A 13,912-nucleotide genomic window follows, 5' to 3' on the forward strand; every position below is an offset into this window, starting at 1 on the left:
GGCCGCGATGCATGCAGATTATCCTGAAGACAACAGCTTGGCGCGGGTCCGCGTCGGCTTCCTGCCGCTGACCGATTGCGCGCCGCTGGCGGTCGCCTGCCGGCTGGGGCTGGACCGCATGAACGGCCTGGCGCTGCAGCCGCTGCGGCAGCCATCCTGGGCGGCATTGCGCGACCGCCTGCTGGCCGGGCAGCTGGACGCCGCCCATGCGCTGCACGGCCTGGCTTGCGGCATGCAGCTGGGCCTGGGCGGGCCGCAATGCGATATGACGGTGTTGATGACGCTGAACCGCAATGGCCAGGGCATCAGCTTGAGTCCGGGCCTGGCGGCGCAGCGGCGCGACGGTGCCAGCCTGGCCGACATCGCCCGCCGCTTGGGCCGCCCCTTGCGCCTGGCGCACACCTTTCCCGCCGGCACCCATGCGATGTGGCTGTATTACTGGCTGGCGGCTCAGGATGTGCATCCCTTGCGCGCCGCGCGCTGCGTGGTCATTCCGCCGCCGCAGATGGGCGCGGCGATGCGGACGGGCGCGCTGGACGGCTATTGCGCGGGCCAGCCCTGGCACGCGGTGACCGAGGAGCAGGGCAGCGCTTGCCTGGTCGCCGATAGCGCGGCCATCTGGCCGGAGCATCCGGAAAAGGCGCTGATCTGCCGCCGCGAGCTGGCCGATCGGCAGCCGCAGCTGGCCTCGGCGCTGATCGAAACCCTGCTGCTGGCCTGCCACTGGCTGGACCAGCCGGACAACCAGGAGCAGGCGGCGGCCTGGCTGGCCGAGGACGCCTGGCTGGGCGTGCCGGCGGAAACCATCCTGCGGCATTGGCGCGCGCACCCCTTGCAGGCCGCGCCGCTACGCTTCTTCGACGAGGGGCGGGTCAACTTCCCCGATCCGGCCGACACGCTGTGGTTTCTGTGCCAATACCGCCGCTGGGGGCTGTGGCGGGGCGATGGCGATCGGGACATCGCGCAGGCGATTTGCGGAACGGCGCTGTACCGCCAGGCGGCGGAGCGCTGCGGCGTCGCCTTGCCGGAATCCGACCGGCATCCCGCCCTGTTGATGGACGGGCAGGCGTGGCCGCCGCCCAAAACCGGTGCGGATTTGGCGGAAACGCACTGATGCGGTGCAGCAAAAACGGCCACGCCAGCTAAAACCGGGGCTTTCAGGCTGGCACGCGATTTGCGTTCCTGATCCCGGACGGCGCAACGGCGCGCCGCCGGACACATTCGGGCAAACGCCAACGTAGGTGATTGCCACTAGGGACAACGGCGTCCTCTCCTGTTCAGATACGGAGAGGACGCCGTTTTGTTTTGACTATCTGCGCGCGGACTGAATCCGCCGTTCCTGCCGATGGTCTGGCCGCAAGCCGGCCGGGCGGAGAGGGCGGACCGCGCGCCGGGAGCGATCATGAACCGTAGCTTCTGGCAGTCCGGGCACCGGCCTACGCTGGCTTGCGCCTTTCTGTACTTTGACGTGAGCTTCATGGCCTGGTATCTGCTGGGGCCGTTGCAGGTGCCCATCGCCGCCGCGCTCGGGCTTTCCACCCAGCAACGCGGCCTGATGGTGGCCACGCCCATCCTGGCCGGCGCTTTGCTGCGGCCGCTGATGGGCGCGCTGGCGGACCGCATCGGCGCCAAGCGCGCCGGCCTGCTTGGCCAGATCATCGTGATCGCCGCGCTGTTCGGCGGCTGGCTCGCCGATCTGTCCAGCTTCGGCGCGATGCTGGCGCTGGGCGCGCTGCTGGGCGTGGCCGGGGCCTCGTTCGCCGCCGCGCTGCCGCTGGCCTCGCGCTGGTATCCGCCGCAGCATCAGGGCGCGGCGATGGGCATCGCCGGGGCGGGCAATTCCGGCACGGTGCTGGCGGCCTTGTTCGCGCCGGCGCTGGCCATGGCTTACGGCTGGCAGAACGTGTTCGGCCTGGCCTGTGTGCCGCTGTTGCTGACGCTGGCGATTTTCGCCCTGTGCGCCAGGGAGGCGCCCGCCGCCGCCGCGCCGAAACGGTTGGCTGATTACCTGGCCGTGCTGAAGGAAAAGGACGCCTGGTGGTTCATGTTCTTCTACTCGATGACTTTCGGTGGCTTTTCCGGTTTCGCCGGCGCTTTGCCCGGCTATTTCCACGATCAATTCGGCTTCGACGCCAAAACCGCCGGGCTCTATACCGCCGCCTGCGTGTTTGCCGGCTCGGTGATGCGGCCCTTGGGCGGCATGCTGGCCGATAGGCTGGGCGGCACCCGTTCGCTGCTGGCGGTTTATCTGGCCTGCGCCTTGCTGATGGCTGCGGCCGCGCTCAATGCCGGCGGCGCGGGCGCGGCGCTGGCCCTGTTCGTGCTGGCCATGCTGTGCCTGGGCGCGGGCAACGGCGCGGTGTTCCAGCTGGTGCCGCAGCGCTTCGGCCGGGAGCTGGGCGTGATGACCGGCCTGGTGGGCATGGCCGGCGGCGTGGGCGGCTTCACCCTGGCGGCGGGCCTGGGCGCGGTCAAGCAGGCCAGCGGCGACTACGCGCCCGGTTTGTGGCTGTTTGCCGGCCTGTGCCTGCTGGCCTGGCTCAGCCTGGCCGGCGTGCAGCGGCGCTGGCGCGGCAACTGGGCGGCGGCCGCCGCCCGCGTGTGAGGAGACGGACATGGACATGGCCGAACTGAAAGACCGGGCCAGGCAGCGGCTGGTGGTGGTGGGCAACGGCATGGCCGGCATCCGCGCGGTGGAGGAGCTGCTGGCGCTGGCGCCGGATCTCTACGACATCACGGTGTTCGGCGCGGAACCGCATCCCAACTACAACCGCATCCTGTTGTCGCCGGTGCTGGCGGGGGAGCAGGCGTTCGGCGATATCGTGCTGAATCCGCCGGAGTGGTACGCTGAGCGGAGCATCGCGCTGCATATGGGCAAGCGCGTCAGCGCCATCGACCGGGCTCGGCGCGAGGTGGTGGCGGAAGACGGCGCCGTCGCCGGCTACGACAGGCTGCTGCTGGCCACCGGCTCCTCGCCGGTGATGCTGCCGATCCCGGGGCGCGAGCTGGATGGGGTGATCGGCTACCGCGACATTGCCGATACCGAGTACATGATGGAGGCCGCGGGCCAGAGGCGCGGCACGGTGGTGATCGGCGGCGGCCTGCTGGGGCTGGAGGCCGCCAACGGCCTGAGGCTGCGCGGCATGGACGTCGCCGTCGTCCATCTGGCCGACTGGCTGCTGGAACGCCAGCTGGACCGCCAGGCGGGCGAGCTGCTGCGCCGGGCGTTGGAGGCGCGCGGCATCCGTTTCCTGATGGGGCGGCAGACCGCCGCGCTGCTGGACGATGGCCAGGGCCGGGTGCGCGGCGTCCGCTTCCGCGACGGCGAGGAGATTCCGGCCGAGCTGGTGGTGATGGCGGTGGGCATCCGCCCCAACGCCGCATTGGCCGAGGCCGCCGGCCTGCATTGCAGCCGCGGGGTGGTGGTGGACGACACCTTGCAGACCTCGGACCCGCGCATCTACGCCGTCGGCGAGTGCGCCAGCCACCGCGGCGTGGCCTATGGGCTGGTGGCGCCGCTGTTCGAGCAGGCCAAGGTATGCGCCAACCACCTGGCGCGGCTGGGCGTGGCCCGCTATGGCGGTTCGGTGTCGTCCACCAAGCTGAAAGTGACGGGAATCGACCTGTTTTCCGCCGGCGACTTCATGGGCGGCGACGGCTGCGAGGAAATCGTGCTGTCCGACCCGGCCGGCGGCGTCTACAAGAAGCTGGTGCTGCGCGGCGACAAGCTGGCCGGCGTTTGCCTGTACGGCGACACCGGCGACGGTGCCTGGTATTTCAAGCTGCTGCGCGAGGGCCGCAGCGTGGCCGATCTGCGCGACACGCTGATGTTCGGCGAAACGGCGATAGGCGACGCCGGCGTGCAGGGCCAGAGCCGCGCGGCGGCGATGAGGGGCGAAGACGAGGTTTGCGGCTGCAACGGCGTGTGCAAGGGCGCCATCGTCAAAGCGATCGAGGACAAGGGCCTGCTCACGCTGGACGAGGTGAAGAAGCACACCAAGGCGGCCAGCTCCTGCGGCTCCTGCGCCGGACTGGTCGAGCAAGTGCTGATGAGCGTGGTCGGCTCCAGCTTCCAGGAAACGCCCAAGACCAAGGCAGTGTGCGGCTGCACCGGCCATAGCCACGCCGAGCTGCGCCAGGCGATACGGGAGCGCCATCTGCTGACCCACGCCGAGGTGTTCCATTTCCTGGAGTGGCGGACGCCCAACGGCTGCGCCAGCTGCCGGCCGGCGATCAACTACTACCTGCTGTCCACCTGGCCGCACGAGGCGGTGGACGACCCGCAGAGCCGCTTCATCAACGAGCGGGCGCACGCCAACATCCAGAAGGACGGCACCTTCTCGGTGATTCCGCAAATGAAGGGCGGCGTCACCACCGCCGACGAGCTGCGCCGCATCGCCGACGTCGCCGACAAATACCGGGTGAAGATGCTGAAGGTCACCGGCGGCCAGCGCATCGATTTATTAGGGATCAAGAAGGAAGACCTGGTCGATGTCTGGCGCGATCTGGGGATGAACTCCGGCCACGCCTACGGCAAATCCATCCGCACGGTGAAGACCTGCGTCGGCAGCGAGTTCTGCCGTTTCGGCACCCAGAACAGCACCCAGATGGGCATAGACCTGGAAACCATGCTGGCCAATATGTGGAGCCCGCACAAGGTCAAGCTGGCGGTGTCGGGCTGCCCGCGCAACTGCGCCGAGGCCGGCATCAAGGATGTGGGCGTGATCGCGGTGGAGTCCGGCTGGGAACTGTACGTGGGCGGCAACGGCGGCATCAAGACCGAGGTGGCGCAATTCCTGTGCAAGGTGAAGACGGCGGAGGAGGTGAAGGAGTACGGCGGCGCCTTCCTGCAGCTGTACCGCGAGGAGGCTTACTACCTGGACCGCACCGTCCACTATATCGCCCGCGTCGGCCTGGATTACATCAAGGCCCGCGTGGTGGACGACGCCGACAGCCGCCGCGCGCTGCACCAGCGGCTGCTGTTTTCCCTGCAGGGCCTGCCCGACCCTTGGGCGGCGCGCGTCGCCGGCGCGCAGAAGCGCGAGTTCATTCCCATCGCGGTCGAAGCCTGAGGAGAGTCGAGATGAGCATGGAAAACTGGACCAGAATCTGCGCGCTGGACGACATCCCGCGACAAGGCAGCCGCGTGCTGGCGTGGGAGGACGGCGACATCGCGCTGTTCCGCACTCACGACGACCAGGTGTTCGCGCTGCTGGACCGTTGCCCGCACAAGGGCGGCCCGCTCAGCCAAGGCATGGTGCATGGCCGCGCGGTGGCCTGTCCGCTGCACGGCTGGAACATAGACCTGGCCAGCGGCGAGGCGCTGGCGCCGGACGCCGGCTGCGCGCGCCGTTTCCCCGCCAGGGAGGAGAACGGCGCGGTATGGCTGGCGTTGTAGCGGGGAGGGACGAGGCGATGGACAAGACGGAAACCCGATCCACCTGCTGCTATTGCGGCGTCGGCTGCGGCGTACTGATAGAGAGCGAGAATGGCCGCATCACCGGCGTACGCGGCGATCCGGAGCATCCGGCCAATTACGGCCGGCTGTGCGGCAAGGGCCTGAGCCTGGCGGCCAGCGCCGCCAGCGACAGCGGCCGCGCCTTGTTTCCTGAAATGAGGCGGGGCAGGGATGAGCCGCGCCGGCGCGTCGGCTGGGATCAGGCGCTGGACGCGGCGGCGGACAGCTTCGCCGACATCATCCGGCGCCATGGCCCGGACGCGGTGGCGTTTTACGCGTCCGGCCAGTTGCTGACCGAGGATTACTACCTGTTCAACAAGTTGGCCAAGGGCGTGGCCGGCACCAACAATATCGACACCAATTCCCGGCTGTGCATGTCCAGCGCCGTCACCGCCTACAAGATGGCCTTCGGCGCCGACGGCCCGCCCACCTGTTACGAAGATCTGGAATCCGCCGGCTGCGTGTTGTTCGCCGGCAGCAATATGGCCTACGCCCACCCGGTGCTGTTCCGCCGGCTGGAAGACGCCAGGCGGGATTGGCCCGACGCGCGCTGGATCGTGGTCGATCCGCGCCGCACCGACACCGCGGCGATGGCCGACCTGCACCTGCAGATCCAGCCCGGCACCGACGTGGCGTTGTTCCACGGCATGCTGCACCACCTGATCTGGGAGGGGCTGATCGATGCCGGCTACATCGCCGCCCATGCCGAGGGCTTCGACGCGCTCAAGCGCATGGTCCGCGACTACACGCCGAAGATGGCGGCGGAAATCTGCGGCGCGCGGGCCGAGGACATCGTCACCGCGGCGGAATGGTTCGGCCGCAGCCCGGCCAGCCTGTCGCTGTACTGCATGGGCCTGAACCAGTCCAGCCAGGGCACGGCCAAGAACCTGGCGTTGATCAATCTGCACCTGGCGACAGGCCAGATCGGCCGGCCGGGCGCCGGGCCGTTCTCGCTGACCGGCCAGCCCAACGCGATGGGCGGACGCGAGGTGGGCGGCATGGCCACCATGCTGGCCGCGCACCGGGACATCGCCAATCCCGATCACCGGCGCGAAGTGGCCGCGCACTGGGGCGTGCCGGAGTCGCGGCTGTCTTCGCGCCCCGGTTTGCCTGCGGTGGCGATGTTCGAGGCGCTGGCGCGGGGCGAGATCAAGGCGGTATGGATAGTCTGCACCAATCCGGCCCACTCGCTGCCGGACCTGGCGATGGCGCGGCAGGCGTTGAGCCGCGCCGAGCTGGTGGTGGTGCAGGACGCTTTCGCCGAAACCGACACCACCGCTTTCGCCGACATCCTGCTGCCGGCGGCCAGCTGGGGCGAGAAAGAGGGCACGGTCACCAATTCAGAACGCCGCGTCAGCCGGGTGCGGGCCGCAGCGCCGCCGCCGGGAGAGGCCAGGCCGGATGGCTGGATCGCCGCCGAGTTCGGCCGGAGGCTGGCGGCGCGCCTGCATCCGGATGAAGCCGACCATTTCGCCTATGCCGATGCCGGGCAGGTGTTCGACGAACACCGCGCGCTGACCGTGGGCCGGGATCTGGACATGGGCGGGCTGGATTACGCTCTGCTGGAAGCGAGGGGGCCGCAGCAATGGCCGTTGCGTGCTGGCCAGACAGAGGGCCAGGCGAGGCGCTACGTCGACGGCGTCTTCGCCACCGACGACGGCAAGGCGCGTTTCCACGCGATCGATTACCGGCCTCCGGCGGACAAGATATCGGCCCACTATCCGTTCCGATTGATCACCGGCCGTCTGCGCGATCAATGGCACGGCATGAGCCGCACCGGGCGCGTGCCCGGCCTGTTTTCTCACAGTCCGGAGCCGGAGCTGCGCATGCATCCGGAAGACGCCGAGCGGAGGAGTCTGCGCGACGGCGATCTGGTGCGCGTCGCCAGCAAGCGCGGGCTGTGGGTGTTGCCGCTGAAGACCGACGGCGATCTGACGCGCGGCTGCGTGTTCGCCGCCATGCACTGGAGCCGCCAGTTCCTCAACAGCGGCGGCAGCAACGAAGCGACCACCTCGGCGGTCGACGGATTGTCGTTCCAGCCGGAGCTCAAGCACGCGGCGGTGAAGGTGGAAAAGGCCGAGCTGCCCTGGAGGGTGCTGGCCGCGTTGCGCCATCCGGATTTGTCGGCCTTGCAGGCGGAATTGACGCCGCTGTTGGGGAATATGGCCTATGCGGCGATCTCGCTGGCGGCGGGAAATGTCTTGCTGTTGCGCGCTGCCGATTCCGCTGCCAGGCCGGATTGGCTGGCGCGCTTGCTGGACGCGCTGGCGCTGCGCCCGGGACCGGATGTGCTGGAGTACCGCGACGACGGGCGAGGCGTGCTCAAGCGCGTGGCCTGGAATGGCGACCGGCTGGCGGGATTGGTTTTCGCCGGTGGCGGGCAGGCGGACCGCGACGCGGGCGAAAGCTTGCTGCAACGGCTGCTGGATGGCCAGCCATGGCTGGGGCCGCGGCATGCCGCGTTTTCTCCCGGCGGGACGCGCGCCGCCAAGCGGGACCGCATCGTGTGTCAATGCAAGCAGGTGGGCGAGGCCGCCATTTTGGACAGGCTGCGGCAGGGGCAGGACTTGGCGGAGTTGAAGGCCGAGTTGGGGTGCGGCGCCGTCTGCGGTTCCTGCGCGCCGGAGCTGGCGCGAATGGCCGCCAACACTGCGCAAAACGTTTGAGCGGGCATGCGCGGCTGGATGGCGCGTTTCAAGGATCGAGAGGCGGATGGCCGTCGCGCCTTGTTCCAGCGCAAACGAGTTCCGTAATTTTACTGATCGGAGGACCAGCGGCATGGCCGTGGGATGGGCGCTATATATCTAGCGGCGTTGTGAAAATGCCATTCGATTATAACGTTAAGAAAGGAATTCCATGGCATCCGCAGCAAATGCAGGTCAGCTTGGCAACCTCCCCGGCGTTACTTCCATGGGCATGGGCTATGACGTGAATGGTTTGTACGCCAGCCCGGAAAGCCTGCTTGGCCAACCCTTGTTCGATTTCGGCGGCGAGCTGGACAGCATCGAAATCGAGGGCCGCAGCTACACCTTTCCCCGCAGCATGCATGTACACACCTATTTCCATTCCGACTTCAAACAGGATGTCAGCAAGGAAATCGAAGAGTATCGGGAGAAAATGAGCCAGCACGTGGGCGTGTCCGGCCGCTACAAGTTGTTCAGCGCTTCGCTGAGCGTGGATTTCACCACCACGGACCAGCAACTGACCGAGATTACCTACAGCTCCACCCGCGAAGCCCATGTGCTGTGGTACATCAGCCTGCCTGGCGCGGCCACGCTGCGTTCGATGCTGCGCCGCGATTTCCGCGACGACCTGAACAACCCCAATATGCCGGCCATGGAGCTGTTCAAGCGCTATGGTCCCTACTACATATCGGAAGCGGCAGTGGGCGGCCGTCTGGACTACAGCGCGGCCAGCAAGACCTTGAAGATGGACAGCAGCCAGTCGCTGTCCACCACCGCCGAAATGTCCTACAAGGCGCTGGTGGGCGAGATCAAGATCGAGCATGGCTCCGAGATGGAAAAGCAGGTCAACAGCTTCCGCAGCAACTCCACCATCCGTCTCACCGCCACCGGCGGCAAGCCGGGCATGACCGATCGCATACTGCACGGTCCGGATTCGCAGCAGGCGTTCTCGCAATGGGCGGAATCGCTGCTCGACTATGCGACGCTGATGGATTTTTCCACCGAAAGCCTGCAACCGATCTGGGTGCTGGCCGACAAGCCCGAGCGCCGCGTCGAGCTTGAGGACGCCTTCCCCGAATTCATGAAGCAGTCGCAGCAGTCCATCCCCAAGGTGGACAAGGTGCTGCTGATGGACGCGCGGCCGCCTATGGTGAAGGCTGGGGAGGATAGCGGCTCCGGCGCGTCGGAGGATCTGGCTGTGTTCAATCCCAGCACCTCCAATGGCTACAAAATGGTTGGCCAGTTCGGTCAGCGCAACCATGCCAGCGTGGCGGACGGCCATACGCCGATTTTCAAGGATCTGTTCGATCTGGGCGTGCTGAAGGCGCCGGTGGGGTGGCAGCGGGTGTGGGACGACGCCGGTTCCGGCAAGTCCAAGGACTACGCGTGCTGGCGCGCGATTCCGCCGCAGGGCTACCGCGCGCTGGGCGACGTGATGATGCTGGCCACCAGCGGCTATAACCCGCCGAATCTGCCGGACTATGTTTGCGTGCATCAAAGCCTGTGCGCGGATGTGCAGACGCTGCAAAACCGGGTGTGGTGGGACAAGGGCACCGGCGCGCGCAAGGATGTCAGCCTGTGGCAACCGGGCGCGGCCGGCGCGGTGGCGTCCTCTTGCTTCGCCGGCGTGCCTAATTACAACAACCCGCCCAATTCCGGCGACATCGAGCGCTTGCGCGGCAGCATCGCATGCGTGAAGACCAGCGCGATCGCGTCCACGCAGGAAATGAAGTCCATGCTCAGCCAGCACCAAGGCATGGAAGCGATGATGTCCAAGCTGTGATCCGGGGCTGACCGGGCAAAAAAACAAGGCTGCCGGATGGCAGCCTTGTTTTATCTCACCGTCTGCGCCAGGCGGGACGGGCTCAGTTGAAGCGGTAGTCCACCGTCACGCCGACCGTGCGCGGCGCGCCTATCACCCCCAGATTGTTGCCGCGGGCCGGAATCTGGGCGTAGAGCACGCCTTGGTTGGTCAGATTGTTGACGTAGGCGCGTACCCCCCAGCGGGCGTCCTCGTAGCCGGTGTTCAGGTTGGCCACGATGTAGTCGCCGGCGGTGCGGGCCGGGTCATTGGTGATGTCCGAATAGTAGGACCCGACGCGGTTCAGGCTGCCGCCAATATAGAAGTTGCGCGGCAGACGCTGCTTGAAGCCCAGGTTGACTGTCAGATGCGGCGCGTAGTTGAACTGATTGCCTTGTATGCCGGGATTGGCGGCGTCGGTGCCGGTCACCTTGGTGTTCAACAGGCCGATGCCGGCGCTGAGGGTCAGCTTCGGCGTGACGCGCGCTTTGCTTTCCAGTTCCAGGCCGTAGCTTTGCCCTTCCGGAATATTGGTGAAGCGCGACCCCAGTATGGCTTGGTAGCCGGTGTACTGGTTGAAAAAGGCATTGGCGTTGAGGCTGACGCGCTCGTCCAGGAAGGTGGAGCGGCTGCTCAGCTCGTAGGTTGTGACCTGTTCCTTGTTGAAGGTGTAGTACTTGTTGTCGTTGTCCAGGCCGGAGCCGCCGGCGTTGTAGCCTTTGCGCGCGGACAGGCCCAGGGTGGTGGATGGGCTGTACTTGTAGCTCAGGCCGGCCTTGGGCAGGAACAAGGTTTCGCCGAGGTCATAGCTGGCTTGAGCTTCGTAGCTCTGTCCGGGGCCCAGCGTGGTGTTGCGTCGTTGCATCTCGCGTTCCGCGCGGCCGCCCAGATTGAGGCTCCACTTGTCGTCTAGCGCCAGCGTGGCTTCGCCGTAAAACGCCTCGGTCTTGAGGCGATCCTTGGCCGCTACGCGCGGAGAGGCGTTCATGTCCTGGTCGCGGTCGTAGTAATAGACGCCAACCAAGCCGCTCAGCCAGCCATCCTGCGGCGCGTAGGCCAGGCGGGCCTCGGCGGTGTTGCCCTTCTCGTCCAGCCTCATGCTGAATGCGGGCGTGTCGGAATCTTTGAACGCGCTGATGTTGTCGGCGTGGCCCAGCAGCAGGCTGGCGCTCCAGGCGTCATTGATCTGGTATCGCAGATCGGCGCTGACGGTGTTGTTGAACGAGTCCTGATAGCGAGCTTCGGTCGACAGGCGGTGATACTGGTAGTCGAAGTAGTTGCCGTCGACGTAGTTCAGGTATTCGCCCTTGTTCTTGTGGTGCGCCACCGTCAGCTTGGCGGTGAAGCCCGGCAGCGCGCTGGGCTTCCACAGCAGCTTGCCGCGGAAGCTGCTGTTTTTCACTTCGGACGCGTCCCAGGGCATGGCGCCCGGATAATCGATGTAGCTGTGGCCGTTCAGGCCTTCGGCGGCGACGCGAAAAGCCAGCTCGTCGGTGATCGGACCGGAGATCATGCCGGCCAGCGTCACTTTGCCGTCCTTATTCTCATAGCCGGCGCGCAGCGCGCCTTCCCAGTCGAAAGTCGGGTCCTTGGTGTTGACCACGATGGCGCCGGCCATGGTATTGCGGCCCTGAGTGGTGGACTGCGGGCCGCGCAGCACTTCTATCTGTTCCACGTCCCATGGGCTGGCGTCGACGTAGCGCTGGCCGTTCCAGCTTTCCGACATGCCGTCAACCGTGGTGCTGACGCGCGGGCGGGAGCCGGAGACCAGCGTGTTGTAGCCGGTGCCGGGGCCGGTGCCTTCCACGCCGCGGATATTGATGATGCCGGCACCGTTGGCCGTGGCGTTGGGGGTGGCGGCCGCCGCGTCATAGACCGATTTGATCTCGCCGGTGTCGGTGTCGCGCAGCACCGATACCGCGGTGGTGGTGTCTTTCAGCGAGCGGTTGATCTTCTCGCCGGTGACGGTCACGGTAGGCAGGGCGGCGTCTTGTTGGTCGGCCGGAGCCGCCAGCGCGGAGTGGGGCAGCGACATGCCTCCCAGGCAGGCCAAGGCCAGCAGGGTGGCGTGGGCCAGGGCGTCGCGCTTGCGGTGCGGGAGTTTTTCCATCGTTCCAGATTCCTCATTGTGGTTATTGTCAGATTGACCGGGGGCGGTTCTGCGGCGTCGTCTGGCTGGCGAGGAATCGTTGGCTAATGCGGCGGACGGAACTGTGGGGCCGGTGCTGACCCGTTGAGATCGTTGCGATCAACAGATGCAAATGATAATATTTATCATTAACAATATGCAATAACTTAACGCGAATCGAATTGGCCGGTAGCGGCCGCATTCATTGCGCGGCCTGGATCGGTGGAGAACGTTGTGGAATGGAATCAAGTGGCAGTGGAAAGCGCGGCTTGGCTGCAACACCCGGAAGCGGGCAAACCGCAATGGTGGGACCGGCTGGCCGCCGCGGGCGCGCCGCTGCGAGAGCGGCTGCCGGACGGGCGCGTATGCGTGACTTTCCTGTGGCGGGATCCGGCCGGCGGTCCCGCCGCTTCGTCCATCGTCCGTGTGTACGCCGACGTCAACTCCGTCACCGATCACCATAGCCCGCAGCCGCAATCGTTGTCCCGCCTGGGCGATACCGACGTCTGGTGGTGGCAGGCGGTGTTGCCGGCGGATTGGCGCGGTAGTTACGCCTATATCCCGGTAGCGGCCGGACAGACGCCTCCCGTTCCCGGCGGCGATGTCCGCCAGAGCCGGCTTCTTCATCGCGAATGGTGGCTGAGCATCATGGCCCAGGCCGTCGCCGATCCGCTCAACCCCGCCGCCGACTACCGCAGCAGCTGGGGCGCCAGCTTGTCGCCGCTGCATCTGCCCGACGCCCCGGACCAGTCCGCCTGGGCCGCCTGGGACAAAACCGGGCAGGGGGCCGATCCGCGCCGCCTGACGGAAATCCGCTGGGACAGCGCCATGCTCGGCAAGGCGCGCCGGGTCTGGATCTACCACACGGGCGAGATTTCTGTCGGACAATGGGCCGAGAGGCCGCTGGCGATTTTGCTGGACGGCCAGCATTGGGCGCAGCGCCTGCCGGTGTTCGCCGCGCTGGACGAGGACACCCGCCGCGGCCGTTTGCCGCCCGCGGTGTATTTGCTGATCGACAGCATCGACGGCAAGCACCGCGAGGAAGACTTGCCCTGCAACGCCGCATTCTGGCTGGCCTTGCAAAAGGAACTGCTGCCGCAGGCGGCTCTGATCGCGCCGTTCAGCGGCCGGGCCGATTGCACAGTGGTGGCCGGGCAGAGCTATGGCGGCCTGGCTGCGATGTTCGCCGGCCTCAACTGGCCGGACCGTTTCGGCTGCGTGCTCAGCCAGTCCGGCTCGTTCTGGTGGCCACACGTGGAATTACATGAAAAGGCGCGCGCGGCAAGCGCCCGCCGCCTGCCGGGCAGCAAGGGCCGGCTGACCGAGCGGCTGGAGGCCGGCGAGACGCCGCCCGGACGGCTGCGCGTGTTCCAGGAGGTGGGCAGCCGCGAGGAGGTGATGGTGGACGTCAACGACAGCCACCGCGCGGCGCTGGAGCGCGCCGGGCACGACGTGCATTACCGGATATTCGAGGGAGGGCATGACTGGCTGTGCTGGCGCGGCGGTTTGTTGCAAGGGTTGGGCTGTCTGTGGCGGCCCTGGGTCGCCCCCTAAAACAAACCAGAATCGTCCGAAGGCGGGCCAAGCCCGCCTGCAGGCCGGCTCGCCTTGCTGGAGTGTTCGCCATGAGCGCGGAGCAAACCAACCCTTTCGATGACGAAAGCCTTTCCTTTCTCGTACTGGTAAATCACCAGGACCAGCACAGCCTGTGGCCGTCGCAACTCGCGTCGCCAGCGGGCTGGCGCGCCGTATTCGGCCCGGCCGGCCGCGGCGCGTGCGTTTCCTATCTCGACGCAAACTGGACCGACATCCGGCCGCGCGCGCTGCGCAGCGGCTGAGGC

At 67.0% G+C, this 13,912-nt stretch carries 9 protein-coding genes; 8 read left to right on the top strand and 1 reads right to left on the bottom strand.

Annotation, left to right across the window (positions count from 1 at the left end; genetic code table 11):
* Positions 1-7 precede the first annotated feature (7 nt).
* The 6 genes from BKX93_RS01105 to BKX93_RS01130 all read left to right on the top strand — a co-directional run bounded on the left by BKX93_RS01105 (position 8) and on the right by BKX93_RS01130 (position 9,925).
* Positions 8-1,114 carry a CmpA/NrtA family ABC transporter substrate-binding protein gene (locus BKX93_RS01105; protein ID WP_070978230.1) on the top strand — a complete coding sequence of 369 codons (1,107 nt, stop codon included), beginning with the start codon at positions 8-10 and terminating at the stop codon, positions 1,112-1,114.
* Between the two features lie 288 nt (positions 1,115-1,402).
* Positions 1,403-2,605 (top strand): nitrate/nitrite transporter, encoded by a 1,203-nt coding sequence (locus tag BKX93_RS01110; RefSeq protein WP_070981606.1) that lies wholly within the window; start codon positions 1,403-1,405, stop codon positions 2,603-2,605.
* Between the two features lie 10 nt (positions 2,606-2,615).
* Complete coding sequence (gene nirB, locus BKX93_RS01115; RefSeq protein ID WP_244887213.1) at positions 2,616-5,072, top strand: nitrite reductase large subunit NirB; 2,457 nt, start codon at positions 2,616-2,618, stop codon at positions 5,070-5,072.
* Between the two features lie 11 nt (positions 5,073-5,083).
* Positions 5,084-5,398, top strand: coding sequence for a nitrite reductase small subunit NirD (gene nirD, locus BKX93_RS01120; protein ID WP_083340373.1), 315 nt, complete (start codon positions 5,084-5,086; stop codon positions 5,396-5,398).
* Positions 5,383-8,124 carry a nitrate reductase gene (locus tag BKX93_RS01125; RefSeq protein WP_070978231.1) on the top strand — a complete coding sequence of 914 codons (2,742 nt, stop codon included), beginning with the start codon at positions 5,383-5,385 and terminating at the stop codon, positions 8,122-8,124. Before nirD ends, BKX93_RS01125 begins: the two co-directional genes overlap by 16 nt.
* A 190-nt stretch (positions 8,125-8,314) precedes the next feature.
* Positions 8,315-9,925 carry an MAC/perforin domain-containing protein gene (locus BKX93_RS01130; RefSeq protein WP_083340374.1) on the top strand — a complete coding sequence of 537 codons (1,611 nt, stop codon included), beginning with the start codon at positions 8,315-8,317 and terminating at the stop codon, positions 9,923-9,925.
* A gap of 82 nt (positions 9,926-10,007) precedes the next feature.
* Here the strand turns inward: BKX93_RS01130 and BKX93_RS01135 are convergent, their stop codons facing one another.
* Positions 10,008-12,053 carry a TonB-dependent receptor gene (locus BKX93_RS01135; RefSeq protein WP_083340375.1) on the bottom strand — a complete coding sequence of 682 codons (2,046 nt, stop codon included), beginning with the start codon at positions 12,051-12,053 and terminating at the stop codon, positions 10,008-10,010.
* Positions 12,054-12,305: 252 nt separating this feature from the next.
* Between BKX93_RS01135 and fes the strand changes: the two genes are divergently transcribed.
* Both fes and BKX93_RS01145 read left to right on the top strand, forming a co-directional pair.
* Complete coding sequence (gene fes, locus BKX93_RS01140) at positions 12,306-13,625, top strand: enterochelin esterase (RefSeq protein WP_244887214.1); 1,320 nt, start codon at positions 12,306-12,308, stop codon at positions 13,623-13,625.
* Positions 13,626-13,696: 71 nt separating this feature from the next.
* Positions 13,697-13,909, top strand: a complete 213-nt coding sequence (locus tag BKX93_RS01145) for an MbtH family protein (protein WP_070978235.1) — start codon at positions 13,697-13,699, stop codon at positions 13,907-13,909.
* Positions 13,910-13,912: the final 3 nt, after the last annotated feature.

The sequence above is a fragment of the Chromobacterium vaccinii genome (assembly GCF_001855275.1).
Taxonomy (GTDB): domain Bacteria; phylum Pseudomonadota; class Gammaproteobacteria; order Burkholderiales; family Chromobacteriaceae; genus Chromobacterium; species Chromobacterium vaccinii.

Coding starts and splice junctions, on each gene's coding strand:
- BKX93_RS01110 (WP_070981606.1), top strand. CDS start 1,403: ATGAACCGTAGCTTCTGGCAGTCCGGGCACCGGCCTACGCTGGCTTGC.
- BKX93_RS01145 (WP_070978235.1), top strand. CDS start 13,697: ATGAGCGCGGAGCAAACCAACCCTTTCGATGACGAAAGCCTTTCCTTT.
- BKX93_RS01130 (WP_083340374.1), top strand. CDS start 8,315: ATGGCATCCGCAGCAAATGCAGGTCAGCTTGGCAACCTCCCCGGCGTT.
- nirB (WP_244887213.1), top strand. CDS start 2,616: ATGGACATGGCCGAACTGAAAGACCGGGCCAGGCAGCGGCTGGTGGTG.
- nirD (WP_083340373.1), top strand. CDS start 5,084: ATGAGCATGGAAAACTGGACCAGAATCTGCGCGCTGGACGACATCCCG.
- BKX93_RS01125 (WP_070978231.1), top strand. CDS start 5,383: ATGGCTGGCGTTGTAGCGGGGAGGGACGAGGCGATGGACAAGACGGAA.
- BKX93_RS01105 (WP_070978230.1), top strand. CDS start 8: ATGCATGCAGATTATCCTGAAGACAACAGCTTGGCGCGGGTCCGCGTC.
- BKX93_RS01135 (WP_083340375.1), bottom strand. CDS start 12,053: ATGGAAAAACTCCCGCACCGCAAGCGCGACGCCCTGGCCCACGCCACC.